Consider the following 25,407-nt stretch of genomic DNA (forward strand, 5'->3'; position numbering starts at 1 on the left):
CATGCCCGCCCGCCCACCGCGAAAGAACGTCCTGCGCTACGACTTCGCCGAGGTGTCGGGCAGCACGCCGGAGAGCCGCAACAGCTTGCCCTGCCGATTGCTGACGTAGATCCAGCCGTTGTCGCGGTCGAGCCCGACGCCGCAGACCGTGCCGAGACCGTCGGCCACCACGCGCTGAAGGCCCTTGGCCTCGCCGTCGGCCACGGCGACCTCATGCAGCTTGCCGCCGCTCGAGTCGGAGACGTATGTGTTGACCGCGCCGTCCAGCGCTGCACGGACGCTGTTCCCGAGGTTGGTGGCCACGTTCCGCGGTGCGGCACCATCCGCGTTCAGGTCGACCTCGTACAGGCCGCCGAGGTCGTACTGCCCGATGTACGCCCTGCCCCCGTTCAGTGCCACTCCGGCGGCCCTCGGCACGTCCCAGGTGCGCTGCTTCGCCGCCGGAGCGCTGTTCAGGTCGTACTCGATCAGCTTTCCGTTCTCGACGTCGGTGACATAGGCCTTGTTGCCCGGCAGGTCCAGCGCGACGCCGTAGGCGAACATCCCATCGGCGACCGTGACCGGGGAGGCGGAGCGGTCGGACAGGTTCACCGTGAACAGGCGCTTGCCGCTGTAGTCGGCGATGTAGGCCTTGTTGCCCGGCAGATCCAGCGCCACATCGTTGACTTGTCCCAGCTTCTCCAGGACCCAGTCCGTGCCGCCGCCGGCGAGATCGACCTTGTACAGCTTGCCGCCGTTGTACCGGTCGGTGATGTACGCCTTTTGGTTCATCAAGTCCAGCGCCAGGCCATCGGCCGTCCCCAACCCGGTGGTGAGCTCGACGGGAGCCTCTCTCGGGATCTTTTGCTCTCCGCTGCCGCCCTTGTGAAGAGGGTGATTTTTCTTGTCGAAAACGAGCGTTTCAAGCTCGAAGACCTCGTGCACCCCGGCGAGGGTGGACACGACCTCGGCTTCCCCTTTCTGCATGAACGGCTTTCCTTCATCGGTCAAGTCGAAGGTCTCCGTGGCCGTGCCGGTCTCACCGAGTTTCCAGGCGATCACCCTGGAGTATTTCGGCTCCCGAGCCTGCGGGCCGTCCGGACGGGTTTCCTTGACCTCTACCGGCTCGGGGTAATACAGAGCGACCCACCCGCCGAACGAGATGGGGTACTCGTAGTCGAACCTCCTCACCTGACGTCGCTGCGTGGCCAGGACATCCACCCGGCTGGCAACTTCCCCGCTCAGCGTGGACGACGTCTTGAACGAAGTGGTCAACGAACCGCTGACGGAAGCAGTGATCCCAAGCATCAGCTGTGCCGACAATTCCCCGGTGCCCGTGGCGGTGCTCGTGGCCGTCGTGGTATTTGTCATTTGTGACTGGGACTCTGCGTCAACACCCTGGTTGTCTTTGCTGTTCTTCCGGGTAATCTTCTCGGACTGGTTCATCGCCATGCTCTTCTGTAGCTGCTGCTGCAGTGATGCTATGGCCTTTGCCCCGAAAGTGAGCTGTACCTGTCCCTGGAGCGACCAGCTGATTGTGTTCGAAATCGAGAATTCGACAGTGTGTGACCATTTGGTGGGTTCGGGATCGGTTCGATTGACGTACGTCTGCTTGGAGATCACGTCAGGAGGGGGCTGTACAATATCGCCTCGCTCATCGACAAGTGGTACCCCCACCGTCATATAGGCACGCCATCCGCGCTCGTGCGCCGCAGCCTCCTCGGCGGGAAAATCGCCGAACCGCTCCTTGTTCAAAGAAAACCCGGTAGGGGAGACATACCGGTCCGTTCCGTCTGCCGATTTCTTCTCGGCCCTCCTCTTCAGTTTGTCCCGGTCCCGCTCCAGGATGGCATCCGACTTGTCGGCGACATTCAGCTCCTTCAGGTTGCGGCCCGTCAGTGGGTGACGCATAAATCGTTCGCCGAGATAGGCCGTACTCACGTTGTTCTTGGTGGCTCCGCCCATGTCCTTCGGTCTCCTCGCGTAGTGGAACTCGATGATGTGTCAGCGAGTCGGCTTCCTGATCGGCTCCTACTCCTTGGCTGGCCCGTCGTCAGTCCGCTTGACGTTCTTGACCGATTCGTAGTTATCCTTTCTGAATTCGTCCAGCCGTTCGTCGCCGGCCTTCGGCCGGTCTTCGTCCGTAATCTCCACCTTCACCTTCTTGACTGCCTCGTCCTTGACCGAAGACGCCATACCGGATGTCGATTCGGGGTCTTCGCTGGCTTCCCGCTGCTTGTCGGCCACTGTCTGGGTGTTCTTGAACAGAGGGGTGAGGAAGTTGTTCATGATGCTGAGCGCCTCGGGCGACGTCTCGCGCATGATCTTCGGGTCGCGCGCGGCTTCAGGAATACCGTCGTAGAGCTCCGGATCGACCCCTTCCCGTTCGGGGCGGGCGCCTGGAATTTTTTCCGATACCTTTTGAGCGGACTCCTCGGCGGAATTCGCTTCACCTGCGCCGCTGTCGAAGATGTTCTTGAAAGACATGAGCTTCCCTCCATGATTAAGTTCTTCACATTCGAAGATCTCGTGTGCCTTCCTACCCCTCCGGTGATCGATCTATCCAGCTCGTCCCTGCGGTTCTCGCCATTCGCCTGGCCGTGGACCGGCGGTGACGTTGTCGCTTGGGCCACCATGGCGGCTGGAAATGATCCCCGGTTGGTTTCCATTTGAACGATGCCCTGAAATAGCCCCGCCTGCGACCTGCAATGATCAGCTTGGAGGAGTTATTTCAAGACGTTATCGAACTGCAGATTGCGTTGCGTCCAGGCCAGCTCGGAGGTCCCTAATATTGAGCCGAAACTATTGGGTCATCTGTTTATTGTTCGAGCGTGTGTGGGGGTCGGGCGTGGACACCCACCCGCCGTGAGCCGCGCGGCGTTAGGCTCCGGAACATGCGGATCTCCGTTTCCTCGGACATGGACGAACCCGTGGCGCGCTCGCTCGTCGCGGAACTGGGCAGGCGCGGCCACCAGGTCGTGCCCCACGGGGCGCTGAGCCCCGGGGACGACCCGCAGTGGGCCGCGTGCTCGGAGGCCGCGGCCCGTGAGGTCGCCGCGGGGAGCGCTGACCAGGCGGTCGTGTGCTGCTGGACCGGCACGGGCGCGTCCATCGCCGCCAACAAGGTGCCCGGCGTACGGGCGGCCCTGTGCACCGACGCCTACACCGCGGACGGCGCCCGCCGCTGGAACGACGCCAACGTGCTGGCGCTCAGCCTGCGCCTGACGTCCGAGCCGCTGCTCAAGGAGATCCTTGACGCCTGGTTCGCCGCCGAGGCCAGCGAGGACGCCGAGGACCGGCAGAACGTGGAGCGCGTGGGGCGGCTCGATCTCGGCAGGACCGCCGGCTGACGACGCGCACCGCTGCGCAAGACCCCGACAGCCACCCCTTGCTTACTCCAATAAAGGGCCTTTAGTTTAGTCAGCATGATGTTGACCCAGCGGGAGCGCGAGATCATCGCGCTGCTGCGCCGTGACCCGCTGGCCGGGCCGCAGGCGATCGCCGACGCCCTCGGCAGCACCCGGGCAGCGGTGAACGTGCACCTGTCCAACCTGGGCAAGAAGGGCGCCATCCTCGGCCGCGGCTACATCCTGCGCGAGGAGAACGCGGTCGTGGTCGTCGGCGGGGCCAACGTCGACGTGAAGGTGCGCAGCCTGGCCCCCGTGCGGCAGCGCACGAGCAATCCGGGGCGGGCCGGCACCACGGCCGGCGGCGTGGGCCGCAACATCGCGGAGAACCTGGCGCGGCTGGGCACCCCGACACATCTGATCGCCGCCGTCGGCCGCGACGCGGCGGGCGAGCGGCTCCTCGCGGAGACCGCGGCGGCCGGGGTGCGCCTCGACCACGTGCACCGCAGCGCGCACCCGACGGGGACGTACACGGCGGTCCTCGACGCCGACGGCGACCTGGTCGTGGCGGTCGCGGACATGGCGGCCACCGAAGCTCTGGCGCCCGAGGACCTGCACCCGGCCCGCGAGCTGATCGCCCACGCCGACATGCTCGTCCTGGACGGCAATCTGCCGGCCGAGGTGCTGGCCCACGCGATGGACGTCGCGCAGCCCGCCGCCGTACCCGTGGTGATCGACCCGGTCAGCGCCCCCAAGGCGGTACTGCTCGCGCCGCTGCTCACCGCCCGCCGCCCGGTCTTCGCACTGACACCGAACCTCGACGAACTGCGCGCCCTCCTCGGCCAACCCGTCGGCGACAGCGAGGCCGAGGTGACGGCCGCAGCCGGCACGCTGCACGCCCGCGGGGTGCGCCACGTGTGGGTACGGCTCGGCGCGCGCGGCAGCGTGCTGAGCACCTCGGGCGAGGACGCGACGTTCCTGGCCGCGCCGCCCGCCGAGGTCGCCGACGTCACCGGCGCCGGGGACGCGATGCTCGCCGCGTTCGTCCACGCCCTGCTGGCGGGCGGCGATCCGGTGGACGCCGCCCGCTACGGGCACGCGGCCGCGGCCCTGACGGTGGAGAGCCCGGCGACGGTGCGCCCCGACCTGACCCCGCGTCTGATCGAGGACGCGCTGGACGACGTGAACGACCCGACCGAACCGAACGACGTGAACGACCCGATGCGGAGCCAGAGATGACCACGCCCACCCCCGCCCCGACTCCCGCGACCCCCGTCCCGCATCCGCGCCTCGTGCTGACCGACGAGGTCCGCGAGGCGCTGCGCGACGGGCGTCCCGTCGTGGCGCTGGAGTCGACGATCATCAGCCACGGCATGCCGTACCCGCAGAACGTGCAGATGGCCGTCGAGGTCGAGCAGATCATCCGCGACGGCGGCGCCGTCCCCGCGACGATCGCCGTCCTGCACGGCAGGCCCCACATCGGGCTGACCCGGGCGGATCTGGAACTCCTCGCCACCGCGCCGGACGTCACCAAGGCCAGCGTCCGCGACCTCGCGTACGTCATCGCGCGCGGGGCCCACGGCGCGACGACCGTCGCCGCGACCATGCGGCTGGCCGCGCTCGCCGGCATTCGTACCTTCGTCACCGGCGGCATCGGCGGGGTGCACCGCGGCGCGCCGACGACGTTCGACATCAGCGCCGACCTGACGGAACTGGCCGCGACCGGTGTCGCGGTGATCAGCGCGGGCGTGAAGAGCATCCTCGACATCGGCCTGACTCTGGAGACCCTGGAGACACTCGGCGTGCCGGTCCTGACCTACGGCACCGACGAGTTCCCGGCGTTCTACTCGCGCCGCAGCGGCTTCACCTCGCCCATGCGCGTGGACTCGCCCGCCGAGATCGCCGCCGTGATGCACGCCCGCTGGGACCTCGGCATTCCCGGGGGCGTCAGCATCGCCAACCCCGTGCCCCAGGACGAGGAGGTCCCTGCCGAGCGCATGGACGGCGTCATCGCCCAGGCCCTGGCCGAGATGGACAAGGCGGGCATCACCGGCAAGGACACCACCCCGTACCTCCTCGGCCGGATCGTCGAGCTCACCGGGGGCGAGAGCCTGCGCACCAACATCGCGCTGGTGAAGAACAACGCCCGCCTCGGCGCGCGCATCGCGGTCGAGTACGCCAAGCTCGGCTGAGACCATCCCCGTTGCGGTTCACAGGCTCCACAGCGCGGCCACCAGCGGCCGCCGCAGATCCGCCCGCCGTACGCACAGCCCGATCGGGAACGGCTCCGGCGCCGGATCTGCGGGCACCACCGCCAGCCGGTCGCGCACCGCACTGTGTTCCAGTACGAGCCGGGGGACCACACCCGTGCCGCAGCCCAGGGCGACCAGTGTCAGCAGCCCCTCGTGGCCGTCCGGTTCACAGGCCACCTCCGGTCGCGTGCCGCGGGTGCGGAACCAGCGGTCGGCGGCCTCGCGGACCAGCCCCCGGTGGGGGAGGACGAAGGGGCCGTCGAGAGCGGGGTCCGGGCGGTCGGTCGCGGTGACGAGGACCAGCTCGGTGACCGCCACCGTGCGGCTCACCAGCCCCTCCGGCAGCCGGGCCGGGATGCCCGCCACGGCCACGTCGACCTCGCCCTCGTCGAGCCGGGCCAGTGCGGCCGCCGCGTCACCGGTGCGCAGGTCGAGCAGGACCTGGGGGTGGGCGGTGCGGAAGGGTGCCAACAGGTCTGGCAGCAGCGCCTGGCAGGCGGTCACCGTGGCGAACACCGCGAGACGGCCGGTGAGTTGGGCCGGGTCGGGGTGCTCCTCGCGGTAGGAGCGCCACAACTCCAGTGCCTGGACGGCGTATTCGCGGAAGCGGTGCCCCTCCGCCGTCAGCGACACCCCGCGCGGCCCGCGCTCGAACAGCCGGTGCCCGAGGTCGGTCTCCAGCCGCTGCACCGTGCGCGTGAGTGTCGCCGGGCTGACATGACAGTCCAGGCTCGTCCGCCCGAAGTTCAGCGTCTGCGCCAGATGCAGAAAAAGACGCAGCTCCCGATGGTCGTCCCGCACGTCCGTGACCTCGATCTTTCACTTCGTGCAACACCCCGCTGCGCAGGTTGCGCTTGCCGCAACGCTCGGTCGGAGCCTACAACTCGACCATGACCTCGACCACGTACACCTCCCGCGTCTTCCCCCTCGAAACGATGGACGTGCCCGGCGGCACCGAGACCATCCTGCGCGGTGGCCGGCATCTCTTCCCGCTGCTGCCGCAGGCCTTCGCCGGCGTGCGCCGCATCGGCGTGATCGGCTGGGGCCCGCAGGGCCGCGCCCAGGCCCTCAACCTGCGCGACTCGCTGACCGGCACGGACATCCGGGTGGCCGTCGGACTGCGCCCGGAATCCGCGTCGGCCGCCGACGCCCGCGCCCACGGCTTCACGGAGGAGAACGGCACGCTCGGCGACTGGCTCGCCGTCACCGCCGACAGCGACCTCGTGATCCTCCTGATCGCGGACGCCGCCCTCGCCGCCCACCACCAGGAGATCTTCGCGGCCCTCAAGCCAGGCGCCGTCATCGGCCTCTCGCACGGCTTCCTGCTCGGCCATCTCCGGGAAACCGGCGGGGAGTTCCCGCCCCGACACGGGGTGATCGCCGTGTGCCCCAAGGGCATGGGCGACTCCGTGCGGCGCCTGTACCAGCAGGGCGAGGAGATCAACGGCGCCGGAATCAACAGCAGTTACGCCGTCCACGCCGACCCCGACGGCCGCGCCACCGACCTCGCGCTCGGCTGGTCGGTCGCGCTCGGATCGCCGTACACCTTCCGCACCACGCTCGACAGCGAGTACCTCTCCGACATCGTCGGCGAGCGCGCCATCCTGCTCGGCGCCGTGCACGGCATCGTCGAGAGCCTGTACGCGCGGGCCCGCCTCGGCGGCGACGACCCCGTCACCGCGTACGAGAAGGCCTGCGAGAACATCACGGGACCGATCGGCCGCACCATCTCGCACACCGGGCTGCGCGCCGTGCGCGAGGGCCTCGACGCGGCCGGCCGGGACGTCTTCGACCGTGCGTACACCGCGACGTACGGACCTGCCCGCGAGATCGTCGCCGAGATCTACGACGAGGTCGCCGACGGCACCGAGCTGCGCAGCGTGATCCTTGCCGAACGGCGGCTCGGCAGCCGCCCGATGAGCAGGATCGGCGGCTCGCCCATGTGGTCGGTCAGCGGCGAGGTGCACGCCCGGCGCGGCGAACGCGAGCTGCCTGTCGACCCGTTCACCGCGGGCATCTTCGTTGCCACCATGACCGCCCAGATCGACGAGTTCGCCGAGCGCGGCCATCCCTGGTCGGAGATCGTCAACGAGTCGGTCATCGAGGCCGTCGACTCCCTGCTGCCCTACATGCACGCCCGCAACGTCGCCCACATGGTCGACAACTGCTCCCGCACGGCCCGCCTCGGCGCCCGCCGCTGGGGCCCGCGCTTCCAGACGGCCTACGAGCAGATCGCCTACCCGGCCGCCGAACACCCGGCGGACGAGGCCTTGTTGACGGCCTTCAACACCCACCCCGTCCACGAGGCCCTGGCCGCGGCGGCGAAACTGCGGCCGTCCGTGGACATCTTCGTCTCCTAGGGGCGTTGTCAGTGGCGGAGACTAGCCTGCACGCATGATCGAGACGACCGCCGACGACCGCCGCTTTCCGCCCGCCCTGGCCGAGCTGGCCCGCGTGGAGTTCGACTTCGACGAGGAGGAGTACGTCGACTACGAGCCCTACGACGCCTTCGACTCCGCCGAGGAGACCACCCACTGGCTGCGCCAGTGGACCGGCAACCATGAGCTCGACGGCGACGCGTACCGGGTCTTCGGGCAGGACGGCACCGGCGGTCTCGCCGCCCTCTGGTGCGTGCGGCCGGGGCGGCCCCTCGCCGAGCAGCCCGTGGTGTTCCTGGGGTCGGAGGGCGAACGGGGGGTGGTGGCGGCGAACCTGTCCGACTTCCTGTGGGTGCTGGCCGAGGGCCTGGGGCCGATGGAAGTCGTGGAATACGAGCAGTACGAGGCACGTCCGAACGCGGCGCTGACCGAGCTCGCCGAGCGGCATGCGACCACTCCGCGCCGGGCCGCCCGGGAGATCATCACCGACGCGCAGGCTGAGTTCGCGACCTTCTCCGAGGATCTGGACAAGCTCTGCCGCTGATGCGGCCGGTCAGCAGCCCGCCGCATCCAGATACTGCGCCACCCCGTGACCGAGCGACCAGTCGGCCCATTCGTTCTCGGTCACGGTGACGAACACGTTCCGCGGCTCGGTCCCCGCGTAGGCGTGGGCGAGCTCGGCGATGCGCCGGTACAGGGCCTGCTTCTGCGCGGGTGTGCGTCCGGACCGCATCGTGATCGCCACGTAGACGATGCCGTGATCGCGCTGCACGCCGAGGTAATTGCCGTAGCGCAGCGTGCTGTTGGTGCCGCCGTGGCCGACCAGGACCTGGAAGTGGTCGTCGGGCGGGATGCCCAGCGTCTCCACCAGGGCGTCGTGCACGGCGCGGCCGAGGGCGTGGAGACGATCACCGTCGGCACTCAGCGCGTCGATACGGACGAACGGCATACGAGGTCACTCCTTCCCGTCTCTCAGCGCCAGTCCACGCCGAAGGCGCGGCCCGGATTGTCGGTGAGGATGCGGTGCGTCGGCTCCTTGCCCAATGCGTGCTCCAGTCGCGGCCGCACGCGCCGCAGCAGATACGGCATCCCGGGCCCGCCGTCGACCGACCGCGCCCCGGCGACCACGGTGTCCCCGCCCAGCAGCAGCCGATGCCCGAAACCCGCCTCGGCGAGGGCCCGTACGGCGTCCGGCATGCGCCAGTCGGTGGCGTGATGCGCGCGGGACGGGCCGTCGAACGCCAGCCAGCAGCCCGCCTCCGCGGCCTGGCGCTGGATCACGAAGTCGGGGCAGCGGTTGAGGTGGCCGAGGATCACGCGATGCGGCGGGACGCCCAACTCGCCGCACAGCAGGTCCAGTACGTCGAGTGCGCCCGTGCCCATCTCGAGGTGGACGGCGATCGCCGCGCCCGTTGCGTGGTGGGCCTCGGCCGCGGCGGTCATGGTCCAGCGGGCGTGCGTGTCGAGGGCGTGGAAGCCGCCCGCCACCTTGACGAGCCCGGCGCGAACGCCCGACGTGCCGATGCCTTCGGTGAGTTCGGAGACGAACACGTCGGCGAGTTTGCCGCGCAGTTCGTCGAGCAACTCCGGTGTGTAGTGGGCGGCTTGGTGCAGTCCGGTCGCACAGATGACGTGCACGCCGGCCGCCCGGGACAGTAGGGGCAGGTCGGCGGCCCGCCGCCCCATCCCCCAAGGCGTCCACTGCACGACGCTCGCCCCGCCCGCCGCACGGAACGCCTCCAACTCGGCCCGCGCGCCGGTGGCGTCGCTCAACTCCTGGCCGGGCAGCTGCGGGCTGCGGATGAAGAGATGGTCGTGCGCGTCACAGACGCCCAGGTCGGCGGGCCGCACGTCCCCCAGCACCGTACGGACGCTGCTCACCACTGCCGTCCGCGCGGCAGCCGGTCCAGCCCCGGCGCCGACATGTGCAGCACCTCGAACACATCGCCGTCGGCCTTCGGCGTGTCGTGCTCCCACAGCGAGAAGTGGACCAGCTGCCAGCGGCTCGAGTCCACGGCAGCCGCCGCAAGCACCGCACCGTCCTCGCCGGCCAGCCGCGCCGTCTCCCGCGCCGCGTCCGCCATGACGTCGGCCAACACCACGCCCTCAGGCACCGGTTGCCGCCGCCGCACCGCGAACCGCGCCGGGACGCCGGTGCCCCCGCCCTCCTCGTAGGCCAGGCCCGTCCACTGCCGGACCGACGGCCGCCCGAAGTCGTTGCTGAGCCCCTGGAAGGCGCCGCCCCACAGGAAGGTGTTCATGCCCTCCATGGTGTTCCACAGGTAGAACGGCGCGTACTGGTTGACCGGCGAGCCGTTCACTCCGCGCTCACGCAGGAGGTACGTCTTGAGGCCGAGGCCCTCCCAGTCGTCCAGCAGATGCCCGATGCGGGCGACACGGCCGCGGATGATGCCCGTGTCGTAGTCGGCCGGCAGGGTCAGTTCGTACTGCATGGCGTGCATCGGGTGCCTCCTCAGGCAGGGGTGTCCTGCGAATCACCGACGGGGTAGTCCTCCGGGCCGACGTGCGCGTCCCACTCCGTGGTGGTGCCGTCCTCGGCGGCCTCGACGACCGCGAGATGCGTCATGAAGGTGCGCGGCCCGGCGCCGTGCCAGTGCCACTCGTCCGGCTCGATCCACACGGTCTCGCCCGCGCGGATCGACTCCGCCGCACCGCCCTTGCGCTGCACCAGCCCCTCGCCCTCCAGGACGTGCAGCACCTGACCGTGCGGATGGCGGTGCCAGGCGGTGTGGGCGCCGGGCGCGAAGTGGACGTTGAACATGCGCAGTCGGGACGGGGCCGCGGGCTCGGCTATCTCGTCGAGCCACACCGAGCCGGTGAAGTTCTCCGCCGGGCCCTGCCGGGTGTCGGGGCGCTTCCTGGTGATGTGCACAGACCTGAACTCCTAACGCGGGGCGAGAAGGGAGAGCAGCCCTCGGACGGCGGCGTCGAAGGCGGTGGGGGAGCCGGAGGCGCGGGCGAGGACATAACCGCCCTGGACGGTCGCGAGGACGGTCGCGGCGATCTCCTCGCCGTCCAGCGAGAGCGCGAACTGGCCCTGCTCCTTGCCCTCTTCGACGATCCCGGCGATCAGCTCGCGGATCGCGTCGAGCGTCTCGTCGACCGGCTCCCGAAGTTCGTCGCTGGCGATGACGTCCGGATCCATCGTCAGCCGCCCGACGGGGCAGCCGCGCAGCACGTCACGCTCGCGCAGCAGATAGGCCTCGATGCGCTCGTACGGTGTCCCCGGCCCGCCGAGTACTCCCTCGGCGGTAGCCCGCAACTCCTCGGCCGTCCGCCGGATCGCCGCCAGGGCGAGATCGGGCTTGCCCTTGAAGTGGTGGTACATGCTGCCCTGTCCGGCGCCCGAGCGTTCCAGGATCGCCTTGGGGCTGGTACCCACGTAACCGCGCTCCCACAGCAGCTCACGGGTGGACTCGATCAGCCGGTCCGAGGTGCTCTCCGAGGTGCTCATGCGTCGACTGTACATACTAGTAGTTACAGAAGTCGAGCCCTTTAGGAAGCCTGCCAGGAGCAGCGGAATCGACCCCGTGTACTCCCCGGGAGGTACGCGCAGTGCCGCTGGCCGTACGACGACCTGGACCCCTGCCCGGCGGGAGTCTCGAGACATCACCACCAGACCCGCAGCGGACCCATTCAGGAGATGACTCGAGATGCAGACCCTCGCAGACTGGAACGGCGGCCCCGGACCGTGGATCCTCTTCTTCCCGCTGATCTGGGCGGCCGTCGTGATCGGCGTCGTGACCGTCCTGCGCCGCACCGTGTGGCGCGGCCGCGGTGGCCCCTGGCGGGCCATGGGGGACACCCGTCCCTCCGGCGACTCGCCGCTCGCCGTGCTCGGCCGCCGCTTCGCCTCCGGCGAGATCGACGAGGACGAGTACTGGCGCCGACTGTCCGTGCTGGACGAGCAGTTCGGCCGCACGAAGGGCGGTGCGGCGTGACGACCACGACCGCCGTGCGGACGGCCGCGCGGGTCGTCGACGCCGTGAAGGTGTACGGCCGCGGCGACACCGAGGTGAGGGCCCTGGACGGGGTGAGCGTCGACTTCCCGGTCGGCCGCTTCACCGCGATCATGGGGCCCTCGGGCTCGGGCAAGTCCACGCTGATGCACTGCGCGGCCGGCCTCGACACGCTCAGCTCGGGCACCGCGTACATCGGCGACACCGACCTGGGCGGCCTGGACGACCGCCGCCTGACCCTGCTGCGCCGCGACCGCGTCGGCTTCGTCTTCCAGGCGTTCAACCTGGTGCCCACGCTGAGCGTCGCGGAGAACATCACGCTGCCGCTGGACCTCGCGGGCGGCAAGGGGGACCCGGAGTGGATCGACGCGCTGATCGACGTCGTCGGCCTGCGCGACCGCCTTCACCACCGGCCCTCCGAGCTCTCCGGCGGCCAGCAGCAACGCGTCGCCGTGGCACGGGCGTTCGCCGGACAGCCGGACGTCGTCTTCGCCGACGAGCCGACCGGCAACCTCGACTCCCGCTCCGGCGAGGAGGTCCTCGGCCTGCTCGGCCGCGCCGTGCGCCAGACCTCCCGCACCGTCGTCATGGTCACCCACGACCCGGTCGCCGCCGCCCACGCCGACGAGGTCGTCTTCCTCGCCGACGGACGCCTGGTCGACCGGATGGAATCCCCGACCGCCGACAAGGTCCTGGACCGCATGAAAGCCTTCGAGGTGCCCTCATGAACGCCGCCGTACGGCTGAGCGTGTCCTCCCTGCGCGCCCACAAGCGGCGCTTCGCCGGCACCTTTCTCGCCGTGTTCCTCGGCGTCGCCTTCCTGGCCGGCACCCTGGTCATGGGCGACACGCTGCGCGCCAGCTTCGACTCGATGTTCGGCAACGCGACCAGCGGCACGGACGCCGTGGTCCGCGGCGCCGACGCCATCACCACGCCCGGCGAGAGCCAGGGCGTGCGCCGGCCCGTCGACACGGCCCTGGTGAACACCCTGGAACAGGTGCCCGGGGTCGCGGCCGCCGCACCCGACATCGAGGGCGCCGGCCAGCTTGTCGGCAAGAACGGCAAGCCCATCGGCGGCCAGGGCCCGCCCACCCTCGCCGGCAACTGGATCACCGACGCCCAGCTCAACCCGTACCAGCTCGCCGAGGGCCGCGCCCCGCAGAAGTCCGGCGAGGTCGTCGTCAACCGCGGCACCGCCAAGAAGGGCAACCTGAAGATCGGCGACACCACCACCCTGCGCACCCCGGACCCGGTCAAGGTGACGATCGTCGGCCTGGCGACCTTCGGCGGCGAGGACGGCATGGCGCAGGTGACCTTCACCGGCATGACCGGCGCTGACGCCGAGAAGTACCTCACCGCCCGGCCGGGCGAGGCGTCGAGCATCAAGGTGCGGGCCGGACCCGGCGTCAGCGAGAAGGAACTCGTCGACCGGCTGACTCCCGTACTGCCCGGGGGAGTTGAGGCCATCACCGGTCAGGCGTCGGCCCAGGAGGACACCGACATGATCTCCAGCCAGTTCCTGACCGTTTTCACCACCTTCCTGCTGGTGTTCTCCGGCATCGCCCTGCTGGTCGCGACCTTCTCCATCCATAACACCTTCGCGATCGTCGTGGCCCAACGCACCCGCGAGAACGCCCTGTTGCGCGCCCTCGGCGCCTCCCGCCGCCAGGTCACCGCCACGACCCTCATCGAGGCCACCGCTGTCGCCGTGACCGCCTCGGCGGCAGGCCTTGCTGGCGGCATCGGCATCGCCGCCGGCCTCCAAGCCCTCTTCCCGGCAATCGGATTCCCCTTCCCCGACGGCAACTTGGTCATCAGCGCCCTGTCCATGACCCTCCCGCTGGCGGTCGGCATCGTGGTCTGCCTGGGCTCCGCGCTGCTGCCCGCAGCCCGCGCCGGCCGCACCGCCCCGCTGGCTGCCCTGCGCGAGACGGCTGTCGACACCTCCGGCGCCTCCCGCACGCGTGCCGTGACCGGCATGGGCCTGGCCGCCCTCGCCGTCGCCACCACGCTCTCCGGCGTCCTGGTGTCACCGTCCTTGTGGATGGCGGGACTTGGCGCCGTACTCGCCCTGGTCGCGTTCGTGGTCCTCGGACCGGTCGCCTCGACCACGGCCGTACGCATCCTCGGCGGCCCCCTCGACAGGCTCCGCGGCGTCACCGGCGGCCTCGCCCGGCGCAACGCCCTGCGCAGCCCCAAGCGGACGGCCGCCACCGCAAGCGCCCTGATGATCGGCGTGGCCGTAGTCTCCCTCTTCACCGTGTTCGGCGCCTCGCTGAAGGCCACCATGGACCAGACCGTGTCGCGGTCCTTCGCCGGCGACGTCGCCGTCAGCACACCGTCCTTCGGCGCGGGCGGCAGCGGGCTGAGCCCCCGCCTTGCCGGGGCCGTCCAGCAGCTGCCCGAGGTCGACACGGCCGTAGGCCTGGGCCGCGGAGTCGCGAAGGCCGACGGCAAGGGACGGGCGTTGACCGTCACCGACCCCCTCGCCCTGGAGCGCACCTTCGACCTCGGCAGGGTCGACGGCTCCCTGCGCAACCTCGGCACCGACGGCATCGCCATCACCAGGTTGGAGGCCGACAAGCAGCACCTCACCACCGGCGACAAGGCCCAGCTCACGTTCACCGACGGCAAGAAGCAGACCTTCACCGTCCGCGCGGTCTACGGCCGGTCCGAACTCGCCGGCGACTACGTCATCACCCGTGCCGCCTGGGCGCCGCACCGCACCCAGGACTCCGACACCCTCCTCGCCGTCTCCTTCAAGGACGGCGTGAGCGCGGACGCGGGCAAGGCAGCCGTGCAGAAGGTCGCCGACCGCTACGGCAACCCCGAGGTGCAGACCCGCGACGAGTACGCCCAGTCCTCGGCCGGCGGCATCGACATGATGCTGACCCTCGTCTACGCCCTGCTCGCCCTCGCGGTCCTCATCGCGCTGCTCGGTATCGCCAACACCCTGACCCTGGCCATCCACGAACGCACCCGCGAACTGGGCCTGCTCAGGGCCGTCGGCCAGACCCGTCCCCAGCTGCGGGCCATGGTCCGCTGGGAGTCGGTCCTCGTCGCCGCCTTCGGCACCGTCGGCGGCCTCGGGCTCGGCGCCTTCCTCGGCTGGGTGCTGGTCAAGGCCTCGGACGGCGCCAGCGACAGCGCCTTCGCCTTCGCGATCCCGCCCGTGCAGCTCGTGATCGTGGCCCTGGTGGGTCTCGCGGCCGGCGCCCTCGCGGGCCTGCGCCCGGCCCGGCGGGCCGCACGCCTGGACGTGCTGCGCGCCATCGCCACCGAGTGACCTGGGGCCAGAAACAAGGTCGTCAAGCGCAATGGCCAACGGCACGCCGAGGGCAACTGGCCCAACAGCAAGGGCCCTCCAACGCCGACTGCACCACCGGACACCGGCCGGGAGGGAGCCGTAGGGGCGCGTCGGTCTCTCGACACCGGCTAAGGCGCCCCGAAGGCGACCGACCCATCCAATACAGTCACCGCCCGGTCAGCCGGCAACGGCGGACCGGGCGGGAGCGTGCGGGGACCGGCGGCCGTCGACCGCGTGCTCGACCTCCACGAGCCGACGGGCCGGTTTGTCGGCCGTACGGCGCGGAGAGCGGGCCGGCGCCGCCACCGGAGCCGGTGTGGTGGGCAGCGCAAACCAGACGACCTTGCCCGACTCGCCGTCCGGGCGCGCCCCCCAGCTCTCGCTCACCGCGGCCACCATGGCCAGCCCGCGCCCGGTGGTGGCGCAGGGTTCCACGTCCCGCACCTCGGGCAGGCGGGGGTCGTGGTCGCGCACGGAGACCATGAGCCGGTCCAGCACCAGCTCTATCTCCACGGTGCACAGCTTGTCGGGCTGGGCATGCAGGTGGACGTTGGTCAACAGCTCCGTCACACCGAGCGCGGCCCGGTCGATGAGGGGGTCCAGATGCCAGTAGCGCAACTGCGCAGAGACGATTCTGCGGACCTGGCCGATCCGCGACGGCAGGGCTTGCAGCTCTACCGTGCAGTGCCTGCTTGGGTGACTGATCACGGCTGCGACTCCCCGACTTAAGAGGTCCGGAAGAACACGGAGTACGGATCCAGCAGGTGCCTGAGGGAAATGGCCACCTGCCGTCGTGCCCGGCGGGCTGGTTCGCAGCGTTATCGCCGGTAAACCCAGAGTGACGTGAGAACAGCGTGACCCAGGGGGCGCGGTACCGCAACTCGCGATCGGCGCAACCGACCGCGCGGGAGCAGCCCCGCCGCCGTCGTCCTGTGGGCTGTGTCAGCCGCCGCGCCCCGCCGCTTTCCGTACGGCCTCGATGAACCGGCGTGCCGCGGGCGGCCCCGGCTCGCCCGGCGCCGGATCGTGATCGCCCAGGGTCAGCAGGTACCGCTTGCCGTTGAGGTCCGCGAGCGCCCGGTCCTCCGCGGCGAACCAGGGCTTGGAGGCGCGCACCGCCTGTACCGGTGCGCTGTCGATCTCGGTGCCGTAACTGGTGAGCAACGCCAGCCTGCCGTCGCTGATCCGGACCTGCCCGGCCCGGGTGAGCGAACGCAGCCGTTTGCCGATCCGCACGCCCGTCGCCGTGAACTCCGGCTCCGCCATGCCGCCCGCCCCCTTGTGGCCGTCCGGTGCGCTGGACCGTGCTCCTGCGTGGGCCGTGATCCAGCTCGTGTCGTGATCCAGTGTGCGCCCCCGTTCGGTGCAGTCTGCCCGCACCCGGCGTCGAGCACCAGTACGCACGGCACCTGGGACCGAGCGCCCGGAGCACTCGTGCGAATGCGCCCCCACCCTCACCCGCCCCCTGGCCCCAGGGTGTTCTTTGAGGCGCTCAAAGGTGCGTTTATGCAGGTGAGAAGCGTGCGGAAGGTGTTTATGATCGATGCGTCGGCCGCGCGACGCGCCGTCGGCGCACAGCCTAAGGAGCACCCGTCGTGAGCACCCCCCAGCAGACCCGGACCGGCAAGACCCTCGACGTCGACCAGAGTGACGCCGCCTACCGCGACTGGCTGAAAGAAGCCGTCCGCAAGGTCCAGGCCGATGCCAACCGCTCGGCCGACACGCATCTGCTCCGCTTCCCGCTGCCCGAGAAATGGGGCATCGACCTGTACCTGAAGGACGAGTCGACCCACCCGACCGGCAGCCTCAAGCACCGGCTCGCCCGCTCGCTCTTCCTCTACGGGCTGTGCAACGGCTGGATCCGGCCGGGCCGCCCGGTGATCGAGGCGTCCAGCGGCTCGACGGCCGTCTCCGAGGCGTACTTCGCCAAGCTGATCGGCGTGCCCTTCATCGCCGTCATGCCGCGCACGACGAGCGCGGAGAAGTGCCGTCTCATCGAATTCCACGGCGGGCAGTGCCACTTCGTGGACGACTCGCGCAAAATGTACGAGGAGTCGGCCGGCCTCGCGGTGGAGACCGGCGGCCACTACATGGACCAGTTCACCTACGCCGAACGGGCCACGGACTGGCGCGGCAACAACAACATCGCCGAATCCATCTTCCGCCAGCTGGAGTTGGAGCGGTTCCCGGAGCCCGCGTGGATCGTGGCGACGGCCGGCACCGGCGGCACCTCGGCGACCCTCGCCCGCTACGTCCACTACACCCAGCGCGACACCCGCGTCTGCGTGGCCGATCCGGAGAACTCCTGTTTCTTCGAGGGCTGGACCACCGGCGATCCGGACGTCACCAGCGACAGCGGCTCGCGCATCGAGGGCATCGGCCGCCCCCGTATGGAACCGAGCTTCGTGCCCGGCGCCATCGACCGGATGATGAAGGTTCCCGACGCGGCCAGCGTCGCCGCCGTACGTGCGCTGGAGCAGGCCATCGGCCGCAAGGCGGGCGGCTCGACGGGCACCGGACTGTGGAGCGCGCTGAAGATCGTCGCCGAGATGGTGGCCGAGGGACGGAAGGGGAGCGTGGTGACGCTGCTGTGCGACCCGGGCGACCGCTACCTCGACAAGTACTACTCGGACGCATGGCTCGCCGAACAGGGCCTGGACATCGAGCCGTACACGGCGGCGATCGACTCATTGCTGGAGACGGGCGTCTGGCCCTGCTGAGCGGCTGTCCCCAACCGGCTTCGCCGAGGTACTGCGGGTAAGTCAGCGCCCCAAAGGGGTGCGGGGCTCTGACATCAGCGGCTCCGCCGCGGGGCGCGACCAGCCACAGCGATGCCGCAGCCGAAAAACGACCCATCGCCGCGCATCCCGCGGAGCGGTCAGCGCGTGAGCCGCCGGTCCAGCGACATCACCGCGTCCCGGAAGGCCCGCCCAAGCCCCGCCCGTGCCGCCTTCACCACCAGCCGGAACGGTGCCGTCCCGTCCGCGGCGAAGGTCCACTGCACGCGCGTGCCGGTCCCGGCCGGAACCAGCCGCCACTCCTCGGCCAGGGCGCGGGCGCCCGGCGCGTTGGTGACGTCGACCCGGTAGGCGTACACCTCGGCCTCCTTCGCCGCGAGGACGGTCTCCCGGAAGCGCCCGCCGCCCTTGAGCCGGATGTCGCGCCCGGCGCCGCCGTCGAGCGACCGCGCCTGCGTCACGGCGGCGAACCATTCCGCCCACCCCGGCACATCGTCGTTGAGGGCGTGGAAGACCGCCTCGGGTGCCGCGGAGATCTCCTGCGCGAAGACCAGGCGCACGGGTGCGGTGTCGACGAAGTCGAGCCCGACGGGACGCAGACGGTGGGCCATGAACGCGAACCCCCTTGGCGGAGAAGGGAAGTTGACCGGGGCAACGTCCACGGTAACTGGCGATCCGTCAGATGTCTGCACCGCCCGGAGCGGATCAGCTCTCCGGCTCGCCCACCACGACCAGCCGGCGCAGATGCTCGGAGATCTCCTCGCGCGCGTCGCCCGCCAGACCCGCGTCCGTCACCAGCGTGTCGACCTGCTCCAGCGCCGCGAACGAACTCAGGCCCACCACACCCCACTTGGTGTGGTCGGCGACCACCACGACCCGCCGCGCCGACTGCACCAGGCGCCGGTTGGTCTCGGCCTCCGCGAGGTTCGGCGTCGACAGGCCGGCCTCGACCGATATGCCGTGCACACCGAGGAACAGCACGTCGAAGTGGAGCGCCGCGATCGCCTGGTCGGCCACCGGCCCCACCAGCGAGTCGGAGGGCGTGCGCACCCCGCCGGTCAGCACCACCGTGGCCGCACCCTGCCGCGGACCGGAGGTGCGCTGCGCCGCGTGGAAGACGTCGGCCACCCGCACCGAGTTCGTCACGACGGTCAGGTCCGGCACGTCCAGCAGATGGTGGGCCAGCGCATACGTCGTCGTACCGCCCGACAGCGCGATCGCGGTACCCGGCGCCACCAGCTGGGCCGCCGAGCGTGCAATGTCCTCCTTGGCCGTCAGCTCAAGGCCCGACTTGGCCTCGAAGCCCGGCTCGTGCGTGCTCGCCTCCACGACCGGCACCGCGCCGCCGTGCACCTTCTCCAGCACACCCTGGCGGGCCAGCGCGTCCAGGTCGCGGCGCACCGTCATGTCCGACACGCCGAGCTTGCGGGTCAGCTCGTTCACGCGGACCCCGCCCCGGCGCCGCACCTCGTCCAGGATCAGGGCGCGCCGCTGCTCCGCGAGGAGGTTCTGATTCTCACTCACGTACGCTCCGGTCCTTTCGTCGCAAGCCGTCCGACACGCCCTGCACACCTGCTCCGACAAGGACATTCTCCCCTGCCCCGGTGCGCGGACGTCCCATCCTTGCACGGGTGGGTCCCCACGGTGCCACCGGCTCGACGCGCGCATGTCACCAACGCCCCATCTGTTCCCCGCATGTCACTCGGAACGGGGAGATTACGTGTTCAGGGGTGTACGCCCCCGCCGAAGCGGAGATCCTTGTGCCCGCACGAACACAAGGAGTCGGCGCGTCACGGGGGAAGTGCGAACAGTGGAACGTGCGCAGGAACGTGTCCCGACCAGCGGCTCCGTCCCGGGGCCCGAGGGATCAGCAACCGCCCTGGAACTCCTGGTCCACGGCGTGGGCGGCACCACACCCCAGGAGATGCTCAATGATCCGCGCACGGTGCGGATCACCGGCGACGACACGGCGGCCGTCTTCCGGCGCGCCGAGGACGTCGACGCGGAGAGCAGACCCGAGGTCTACCGAGGCAGACCGGTGCCGGAGGCGTACGTCTGGTGCAATCTCACCTCCGGCAACAGCGCGCGGGCCCTGTGGCTGCTGCTCCTGCCGTTCATGGTGGTCAACCTCGCCCACTGGATGCGCCCCACCGCGCGCGGCCACCAGCGGACGGTCCGCCTGTACGGGCTGCTGGTGCGGCTCGCGGGCCTGACACTGACGGTGCTGCTGGTCGCGGCCGCCTGCGAAGTCGCCCTGGACCTGGTGGCCTGGCAGTGCGCGGGCACACGCGCGTGCGCCGAGCGGCACTCCTGGCTGGGCTTCCTGTCGCCCGACATGTCGCAGAACGGCTGGTGGAGCAGGCCCGGCCGCCGGCTCGTCGTCGCCGCCCTGGTGCCCGCCGCGCTCACCGGCCTGCTGTGGTACCTCTCCCACCGCACCTGGAGCGCGTACGAGTCCCAGCGGCCGATCGACCGCCGGCCCGAACCCGACGAGGACACCGGCCGCACCGCCCTGGGCCGGCCCGGCTTCTGGTACGGCCGCCGGCTGGTCGCCCGGCTGCGCGCCGCCCACACCGCCGCGGGCCTGCTGACGGTCGCCGCGGCGGTCGTCTCCTCCGCGGCCCGCTTCGACCGCAGGCCCGGCGGCCCCGCGGCACTCGACACGGTCGGCCGGCTTCTGGAGGTGGCACTCCTGGCCACCGCCGCCGTCGTGGTGTGGGTGGTCTGCCGCCGCGGGCGCAGCGAGAACCGCCTCGACCAGGAGCTCGACGAGCACCTCGTACGACGCCTGCCGCTGACCGCCCTCGTCCTGCTGCTGCTGTCCACGGGGTACGCCGGCTGGGAGCGCCCGGGGTGGCGGTCGGCCGGCCTGCTGGCCGGCGGCGGCACCACCTTCGGCGGTCTCGCCCTGGTCCAGGGCTTACTGGTGATCGCCCTCGCGGTGGTCGCCCACCTGCTGTACCGCAGCCACCCCGACGCGCGCGCCGTGCTGCACGGCCAGGGCGGACCCGCCGTCGCGATGCTGGCCTGCGCCCTGGGCGGGGTGATGTCCGGCGGCGTCTCCCAGCGGGTGTCGGACTGGCTGGACGGCACCGGCACCTCCATCGACGGCCCGCCGGTCCTGCTGACCTGGCAGGCGTCCGTGATCCCGGTACTGCTGCTCGTCCTGCTCGTGTTCTGCGCCGGGCTCGGCCGACGGGCCTGGCTCCTGCGCCGCACCGCACTGGGCACCGTCGAGCTCGACTACCCCGGCGAGCCCAAGGACACGGCGCGCACCCGGCGCATCGCCACCACGCGCGCGCTGGCCACGCTCACCGACCGCGGCCCCCTCGTCGTCGCCGTCACCTCCGCCACGACCCTGCTGCTGGGCGCCGGAGCCCTCCTCGGCGCGAAGATCACCGAAGAGGCGCCCGGTGAGGCCGCGCAGCACGCCTTCGCCTTCGTGCACGGAGCCGCCCAGACCGCACAGGCCCTGGGCTCCTGGCTGATCGGCCTGGGCTTCATACTGTTCGTCACCTGGGGCAGGCGTGCCTACAAGGACGCCTCCGCCCGGCGCACCATCGGCATCCTCTGGGACGTCGGCACCTTCTGGCCGCGCGCCGCCCACCCCTTCGCCCCGCCCTGCTACGCCGAGCGCGCGGTGCCCGACCTGACCTGGCGGATGGCGACCTGGACGCGCGCCACCGGCGGCCGCCTCGTGATCTCCGGACACTCCCAGGGCAGCGTGCTCGCGGCCGCCGCGGCCTGGCAGCTGAAGCCGTCCGTCCGCAGACGGGTCGCCCTGCTGACCTACGGATCCCCGATCGAGCGCCTCTACGGCCGCTGGTTCCCGGCCCACTTCGGCCCCGCCGCCCTCAGCTCCCTGCACCACGACGTGGACTGCTGGCGCAACCTGTACCGGCTCACCGACCCCATCGGCGGCCCGGTCGGGCTGCCGGGCGACTGCGGCCCCGAGGTGGACCGCGCACCGCTGAAGGACCCGCTCGCCTACGGCCGCACCGCACGGCACCCGCTGCCTGCCCCGATCCTGGGCCACTCCGACTACCAGGCCGACCCGGCCTTCGCCGAGGAGCGAGAACGGCTGCTGGCCCGTCTGCGCTCGGAGGTGCCCGCTCCGCGCCCGGGGGCGGGAGCTCAGGGCGACTCGGGCAGATCCTCGGCGTAGAGCAGGGTCAGATCGTCCGTGCTCGGCTCGGCGAACTGGGCGACCCGGCCCGCATGCCGCTCCACCATCGCCTCGAAGGTCTGGCGGGCGGTCCGGCCGTTGCCGAACGCCGGGCCCTTCGGGATCGCCGTGAAGTACTTCAGCAGGGCCTCCGCGGTGCCCGGCGCCAGCCGGTACTCGTGCTCGTCGGCCTGCTGCTCGACGATCCGCAGCAGTTCGTCGGGCTCGTAGTCGCTGAAGGTGATGGTCCGTGAGAAACGTGAGGCCACACCGGGGTTGACCGAAAGAAACCGTTCCATCTCGGCGGTGTAGCCCGCGACGATCACCACGACGGCGTCCCGGTGGTCCTCCATCAGCTTCACCAGCGTGTCGATGGCCTCCTTGCCGAAGTCCCGGCCCGAGTCCTCCGGCGACAGCGCGTACGCCTCGTCGATGAACAGCACACCGCCGCGCGCCCGGTCGAAGGCCTCCTGGGTGCGGATCGCCGTCGAGCCGATGTGCTCACCGACCAGGTCGACCCGGGACACCTCGACCAGATGCCCCTTCTCCAGTACGCCGAGCGAGGCGAGGATCTCGCCGTAGAGCCGGGCCACGGTCGTCTTGCCGGTGCCGGGGGAGCCGGTGAAGACCAGATGCCGCTTGACCGACGCCGCCTTGAGGCCCGCCTGCTGCCGGCGCCGGCCCACCTCGATCATGTCGGTCAGCGCGCGGACCTCGCGCTTGACGCTGTCCAGGCCCACCAGCGCGTCGAGTTCACCCAGCACGGCCTTCGACGTCCGCGCCGGCTGCTCGGGCTGCTGGGGCTGCGCGGCGGCGATCAGGGGCTCCTGCTCGGTGGTGCGCTGCCCGGGGATCGCGCCAAGCAGGCCGGGCGACTGACCGGTGGTCTGTACGGCGGTCTCCCGGGCCGCGGGCGGCCTGAGGCCCGCGCTCTCGTCGCTGGTGCAGTCCTCGACGACCGGGCCGGAACCGGGGGCCGCGTCGCCGCCTTCTGCGAACTCGTACCCACCGCGCGCGCAGCGCTCCGTGCGGCACTTCTTCAGCGTCGTACGGCTGCCGTCGATCACATGGAAGCCGTAGCCGCCGCTGCCCGTCACCCGGCAGCCCAGGAAGCTGCCGCGCCCGCCCGCCGACACATAGAACCCGGCTTCCGCGGGGGAGTCGACCGTGCACCGCTCGATGGTGGGGTCCGCGCCCTTGGTGACGATCACTCCGGTCTGGGTGGCGTCGATGGTGCAGTTGCTCAGGGTGCCGCCGCTGCCGTGGTCGCGGAACCAGGCGCCCGTCGCGGCGTCCCGGATGCGGCAGTCGTCGAGTTGTGCGGTCGCGCCGTCGCTCACCGACACGGCCGTGTTGCGCACCTGCGACAGGTCGCTGTCGACGACGTCCGCGCGCGAGCCGCGGTCCAGGACGAACAGGGCGTCCGGCACGTCGTGCACCCGGCAGGAGTCGAGCACCGCAGTGGCGCCGTCGCTGACCCACACCGCCGGGTAGTCGCCCGTGCTGTCGAAGATCTCGCACTGGTTGGCGTCCACGCGGGTGCCCGGATCCCACACCGACAGGCCGTTGCGCCCGAACTGACGCACCGTCGTCCGGGTCAGGGTGAGCACCGAGCGCGAGCGCAGATCGACCGCGTTCTCCGGGATGTCGTGGATGCGGCAGTCGGCCAGGGTGAGCACCGCGTCCGTGTCGAGCGTTACACCGTCCGCCGTGGTGCGGTGCACATCGCAGTCCGTGAGGTGCGCGGTGGCCCGGCCGGTGACCTGGACGCCGCTGCCCCGCACCTCGTACACCTCGCAACCCACCGCCTCCAGCGCGGAGTTCTCCCCGGTCGCCGACAGCCCCGCCCCCGAGGCGTGATGGATGCGGCACCGCTCAAGGCGCGGGTGCGCACCGCCGCGGACCGCGACCCCCGACTGGCCGGCGGCCACCACCTCGCACTCCTCGAACACCCCGCCCCCGCCGTCGAGTACGGCGATACCGATGCCGGCCGGATTGTCGACGGTGCACCGCCGCACGGTGGGACGCGCCCCTGCGCGCACCTCGATGCCGGCCGCGGACCGGGTGATGATCCGGACGTCCAGCAGCTCCGGTGTGCCCTCCTCGACCAGCAGGGCGGGCGCCGCCGCGTCCTGCCCCTCCACGTGCAGGTCCTGGACCACCGCCGAGGCACGCACGGTCAGCGGCACCCCGTCCACGGGCGCGATCCGCACCGAACCGGGGGAGCCCTCGGGCCCGCGCAGGGTCACCGACCGCTGTATGACGAGGTTTTCCCGGTAGGTGCCGGGCGCGACGGTGAGGACGTCACCGTCGGCGGCGGCCTCCAGGGCGGCGGCGAGCGATGCGTACTCACCCGTGCGGCGTCGCCACCGCGATGTGCCGGTGTGCGTCACCTGGACCGTGCCCTGTGCCATGGCGTTTTTGTGCCCCCACCTCGTGGTACGCGGGTTGATGCCGATTGCGTTCGGCCGGTCCACCGTAGCGTGCGCGCGGGCGGTGGGTTGACCAGAGCCGTAAGGCCGTCAGCTGCCGGTGCCGGTCCTGCCCCAGTCCGGGCCCGCCCGGTCCCAGGCCTGGTCCCAACGGGCGTACCGGCGACGGACCATGCGCCAGACGATCAGCCGCCGGCCGCCCTCGACGGCCCCCGCGGCGAGCAGGGCGGCACCGACCCCGGCGAGCACCGCGTGCGTGGTCGCCGTCGTGGGGTCCAGCGGACGGGCCACTATCTGGCCGTGCAGGTCCGTCCATATCTTGAAGTGGTCGCCGCGGTGCGGGGACTTGAGGTCCGCCAGGGCCGCGGCGTGGTGTCCGGAGCCGTCCGGTGCGGTCCAGTCGGCTATGACGCGGCTGCGCAGATCCCGCGACCCCGACGTCTCGGGGTCGGTGTCCAGTGGGGAGCGGTCCAGCTTGCGCACCACGGTGGCCGTCACCAGGTGGCGGGCCACGCGCTGGTCCCGTACGGACTGCTGCAGGGCGTCCTGGGCGACGCCGCCGACGAGAGAACCGATCACGGGTGCGACGGCCAGGATCAGCAGCAGCGCCACCAGCGCCACCCAGGCCTCGACCAGATCGCTCGTGCGCCGCAGCGGATTGTGCCGCCAGCGCCAGAGTCCGCCGATTGCTCGCACCGTCCCGCACCCCCTTCCCGCTCCGTGATAACCCCCGGTGGAGCCGTTCACCCGCGGGCCCGGTCAAAGAGAGATCGAAATCACCTGCCCCCGGGGCCTCTCATGAACTTCTCACGAAAACCCAACGCGCAGG

24 protein-coding genes are annotated in these 25,407 nt (G+C 71.0%); 10 read left to right on the forward strand and 14 right to left on the reverse strand.

Annotated features, from left to right (window positions below; all coding sequences use genetic code 11):
• Positions 1-36: 36 nt before the first annotated feature.
• On the reverse strand, positions 37-1,944 hold the full coding sequence (locus ACFY10_RS24450; protein WP_390667312.1) for a YncE family protein: 1,908 nt from the start codon (positions 1,942-1,944) through the stop codon (positions 37-39).
• 66 nt (positions 1,945-2,010) lie between these two features.
• Positions 2,011-2,466 carry a hypothetical protein gene (locus ACFY10_RS24455; RefSeq protein ID WP_390667313.1) on the reverse strand — a complete coding sequence of 152 codons (456 nt, stop codon included), beginning with the start codon at positions 2,464-2,466 and terminating at the stop codon, positions 2,011-2,013.
• 407 nt (positions 2,467-2,873) lie between these two features.
• Between ACFY10_RS24455 and ACFY10_RS24460 the strand changes: the two genes are divergently transcribed.
• From ACFY10_RS24460 to ACFY10_RS24470, 3 genes are all read left to right on the forward strand, one after another.
• Positions 2,874-3,329, forward strand: a complete 456-nt coding sequence (locus ACFY10_RS24460) for an RpiB/LacA/LacB family sugar-phosphate isomerase (RefSeq protein WP_390667314.1) — start codon at positions 2,874-2,876, stop codon at positions 3,327-3,329.
• A gap of 75 nt (positions 3,330-3,404) precedes the next feature.
• Positions 3,405-4,565, forward strand: a complete 1,161-nt coding sequence (locus ACFY10_RS24465) for a PfkB family carbohydrate kinase (protein ID WP_390667315.1) — start codon at positions 3,405-3,407, stop codon at positions 4,563-4,565.
• Positions 4,562-5,518, forward strand: coding sequence for a pseudouridine-5'-phosphate glycosidase (locus ACFY10_RS24470; protein WP_390667316.1), 957 nt, complete (start codon positions 4,562-4,564; stop codon positions 5,516-5,518). Before ACFY10_RS24465 ends, ACFY10_RS24470 begins: the two co-directional genes overlap by 4 nt.
• A gap of 18 nt (positions 5,519-5,536) precedes the next feature.
• Here ACFY10_RS24470 and ilvY read toward each other — a convergent pair whose 3' ends face one another.
• A complete protein-coding gene (gene ilvY / locus ACFY10_RS24475; protein ID WP_390667317.1) occupies positions 5,537-6,379 on the reverse strand; it encodes an HTH-type transcriptional activator IlvY in 843 nt (280 codons plus the stop codon).
• 89 nt (positions 6,380-6,468) lie between these two features.
• On the opposite strand from ilvY, the gene ACFY10_RS24480 reads away from it, so the two are divergent.
• Entirely contained in the window at positions 6,469-7,938 is a 1,470-nt protein-coding gene (locus tag ACFY10_RS24480; protein WP_390667318.1) for a ketol-acid reductoisomerase, read from the forward strand.
• Positions 7,939-7,972: 34 nt separating this feature from the next.
• The gene (locus ACFY10_RS24485) at positions 7,973-8,500 is read left to right on the forward strand and encodes an SMI1/KNR4 family protein (RefSeq protein ID WP_390667319.1); all 528 of its coding nucleotides are present in this window, start codon (positions 7,973-7,975) and stop codon (positions 8,498-8,500) included.
• A gap of 9 nt (positions 8,501-8,509) precedes the next feature.
• Here ACFY10_RS24485 and ACFY10_RS24490 read toward each other — a convergent pair whose 3' ends face one another.
• The 5 genes from ACFY10_RS24490 to ACFY10_RS24510 are packed head-to-tail and all read right to left on the reverse strand — an operon-like array spanning position 8,510 to position 11,446.
• Complete coding sequence (locus tag ACFY10_RS24490) at positions 8,510-8,905, reverse strand: tautomerase family protein (RefSeq protein ID WP_390667320.1); 396 nt, start codon at positions 8,903-8,905, stop codon at positions 8,510-8,512.
• Between the two features lie 23 nt (positions 8,906-8,928).
• Positions 8,929-9,840: a phosphotriesterase gene (locus tag ACFY10_RS24495; RefSeq protein WP_390667321.1), complete on the reverse strand. Its 912-nt coding sequence runs from the start codon at positions 9,838-9,840 to the stop codon at positions 8,929-8,931.
• Complete coding sequence (locus tag ACFY10_RS24500; protein WP_390667322.1) at positions 9,834-10,418, reverse strand: DUF4865 family protein; 585 nt, start codon at positions 10,416-10,418, stop codon at positions 9,834-9,836. Before ACFY10_RS24500 ends, ACFY10_RS24495 begins: the two co-directional genes overlap by 7 nt.
• Positions 10,419-10,429: 11 nt before the next feature.
• Positions 10,430-10,849 carry a cupin domain-containing protein gene (locus ACFY10_RS24505; RefSeq protein WP_390667323.1) on the reverse strand — a complete coding sequence of 140 codons (420 nt, stop codon included), beginning with the start codon at positions 10,847-10,849 and terminating at the stop codon, positions 10,430-10,432.
• Positions 10,850-10,861: 12 nt separating this feature from the next.
• Positions 10,862-11,446, reverse strand: coding sequence for a TetR/AcrR family transcriptional regulator (locus ACFY10_RS24510; RefSeq protein ID WP_390667324.1), 585 nt, complete (start codon positions 11,444-11,446; stop codon positions 10,862-10,864).
• A gap of 184 nt (positions 11,447-11,630) precedes the next feature.
• On the opposite strand from ACFY10_RS24510, the gene ACFY10_RS24515 reads away from it, so the two are divergent.
• From ACFY10_RS24515 to ACFY10_RS24525, 3 genes are read left to right on the forward strand one after another with little or no spacing between them, the layout of a single operon-like run.
• A complete protein-coding gene (locus ACFY10_RS24515) occupies positions 11,631-11,918 on the forward strand; it encodes an SHOCT domain-containing protein (RefSeq protein WP_390667325.1) in 288 nt (95 codons plus the stop codon).
• On the forward strand, positions 11,915-12,664 hold the full coding sequence (locus ACFY10_RS24520; RefSeq protein WP_390667326.1) for an ABC transporter ATP-binding protein: 750 nt from the start codon (positions 11,915-11,917) through the stop codon (positions 12,662-12,664). The genes ACFY10_RS24515 and ACFY10_RS24520 overlap by 4 nt, the downstream gene beginning before the upstream one ends.
• Entirely contained in the window at positions 12,661-15,222 is a 2,562-nt protein-coding gene (locus ACFY10_RS24525; protein ID WP_390667327.1) for an ABC transporter permease, read from the forward strand. The genes ACFY10_RS24520 and ACFY10_RS24525 overlap by 4 nt, the downstream gene beginning before the upstream one ends.
• 198 nt (positions 15,223-15,420) lie before the next feature.
• Here ACFY10_RS24525 and ACFY10_RS24530 read toward each other — a convergent pair whose 3' ends face one another.
• Both ACFY10_RS24530 and ACFY10_RS24535 read right to left on the reverse strand, forming a co-directional pair.
• Positions 15,421-15,951: an ATP-binding protein gene (locus ACFY10_RS24530; RefSeq protein WP_390667328.1), complete on the reverse strand. Its 531-nt coding sequence runs from the start codon at positions 15,949-15,951 to the stop codon at positions 15,421-15,423.
• A 234-nt stretch (positions 15,952-16,185) separates the two neighbouring features.
• Positions 16,186-16,509 (reverse strand): hypothetical protein, encoded by a 324-nt coding sequence (locus tag ACFY10_RS24535; protein ID WP_266963703.1) that lies wholly within the window; start codon positions 16,507-16,509, stop codon positions 16,186-16,188.
• Positions 16,510-16,838: 329 nt separating this feature from the next.
• Here ACFY10_RS24535 and ACFY10_RS24540 point away from each other — a divergent pair, with 329 nt between their 5' ends.
• A complete protein-coding gene (locus ACFY10_RS24540; protein ID WP_390667329.1) occupies positions 16,839-17,963 on the forward strand; it encodes a PLP-dependent cysteine synthase family protein in 1,125 nt (374 codons plus the stop codon).
• 158 nt (positions 17,964-18,121) lie between these two features.
• On the opposite strand, the gene ACFY10_RS24545 is transcribed toward ACFY10_RS24540, so the two are convergent.
• Both ACFY10_RS24545 and ACFY10_RS24550 read right to left on the reverse strand, forming a co-directional pair.
• Complete coding sequence (locus tag ACFY10_RS24545; protein ID WP_390667330.1) at positions 18,122-18,592, reverse strand: SRPBCC family protein; 471 nt, start codon at positions 18,590-18,592, stop codon at positions 18,122-18,124.
• 94 nt (positions 18,593-18,686) lie between these two features.
• Positions 18,687-19,505 carry a DeoR/GlpR family DNA-binding transcription regulator gene (locus tag ACFY10_RS24550; protein WP_390667331.1) on the reverse strand — a complete coding sequence of 273 codons (819 nt, stop codon included), beginning with the start codon at positions 19,503-19,505 and terminating at the stop codon, positions 18,687-18,689.
• Positions 19,506-19,791: 286 nt separating this feature from the next.
• Here ACFY10_RS24550 and ACFY10_RS24555 point away from each other — a divergent pair, with 286 nt between their 5' ends.
• Positions 19,792-22,146 (forward strand): hypothetical protein, encoded by a 2,355-nt coding sequence (locus ACFY10_RS24555; RefSeq protein ID WP_390667332.1) that lies wholly within the window; start codon positions 19,792-19,794, stop codon positions 22,144-22,146.
• Here ACFY10_RS24555 and ACFY10_RS24560 read toward each other — a convergent pair.
• Together ACFY10_RS24560 and ACFY10_RS24565 are read right to left on the reverse strand one after the other, a co-directional pair.
• Positions 22,116-24,560: a right-handed parallel beta-helix repeat-containing protein gene (locus tag ACFY10_RS24560; RefSeq protein ID WP_390667333.1), complete on the reverse strand. Its 2,445-nt coding sequence runs from the start codon at positions 24,558-24,560 to the stop codon at positions 22,116-22,118. The two genes, ACFY10_RS24555 and ACFY10_RS24560, sit on opposite strands and share 31 nt — an antisense overlap.
• Before the next feature lie 108 nt (positions 24,561-24,668).
• The gene (locus tag ACFY10_RS24565; protein ID WP_390667334.1) at positions 24,669-25,274 is read right to left on the reverse strand and encodes a hypothetical protein; all 606 of its coding nucleotides are present in this window, start codon (positions 25,272-25,274) and stop codon (positions 24,669-24,671) included.
• Positions 25,275-25,407 lie beyond the last annotated feature (133 nt).

It is taken from the genome of Streptomyces sp. NPDC001401, from assembly GCF_042895385.1.
GTDB lineage: Bacteria > Actinomycetota > Actinomycetes > Streptomycetales > Streptomycetaceae > Streptomyces.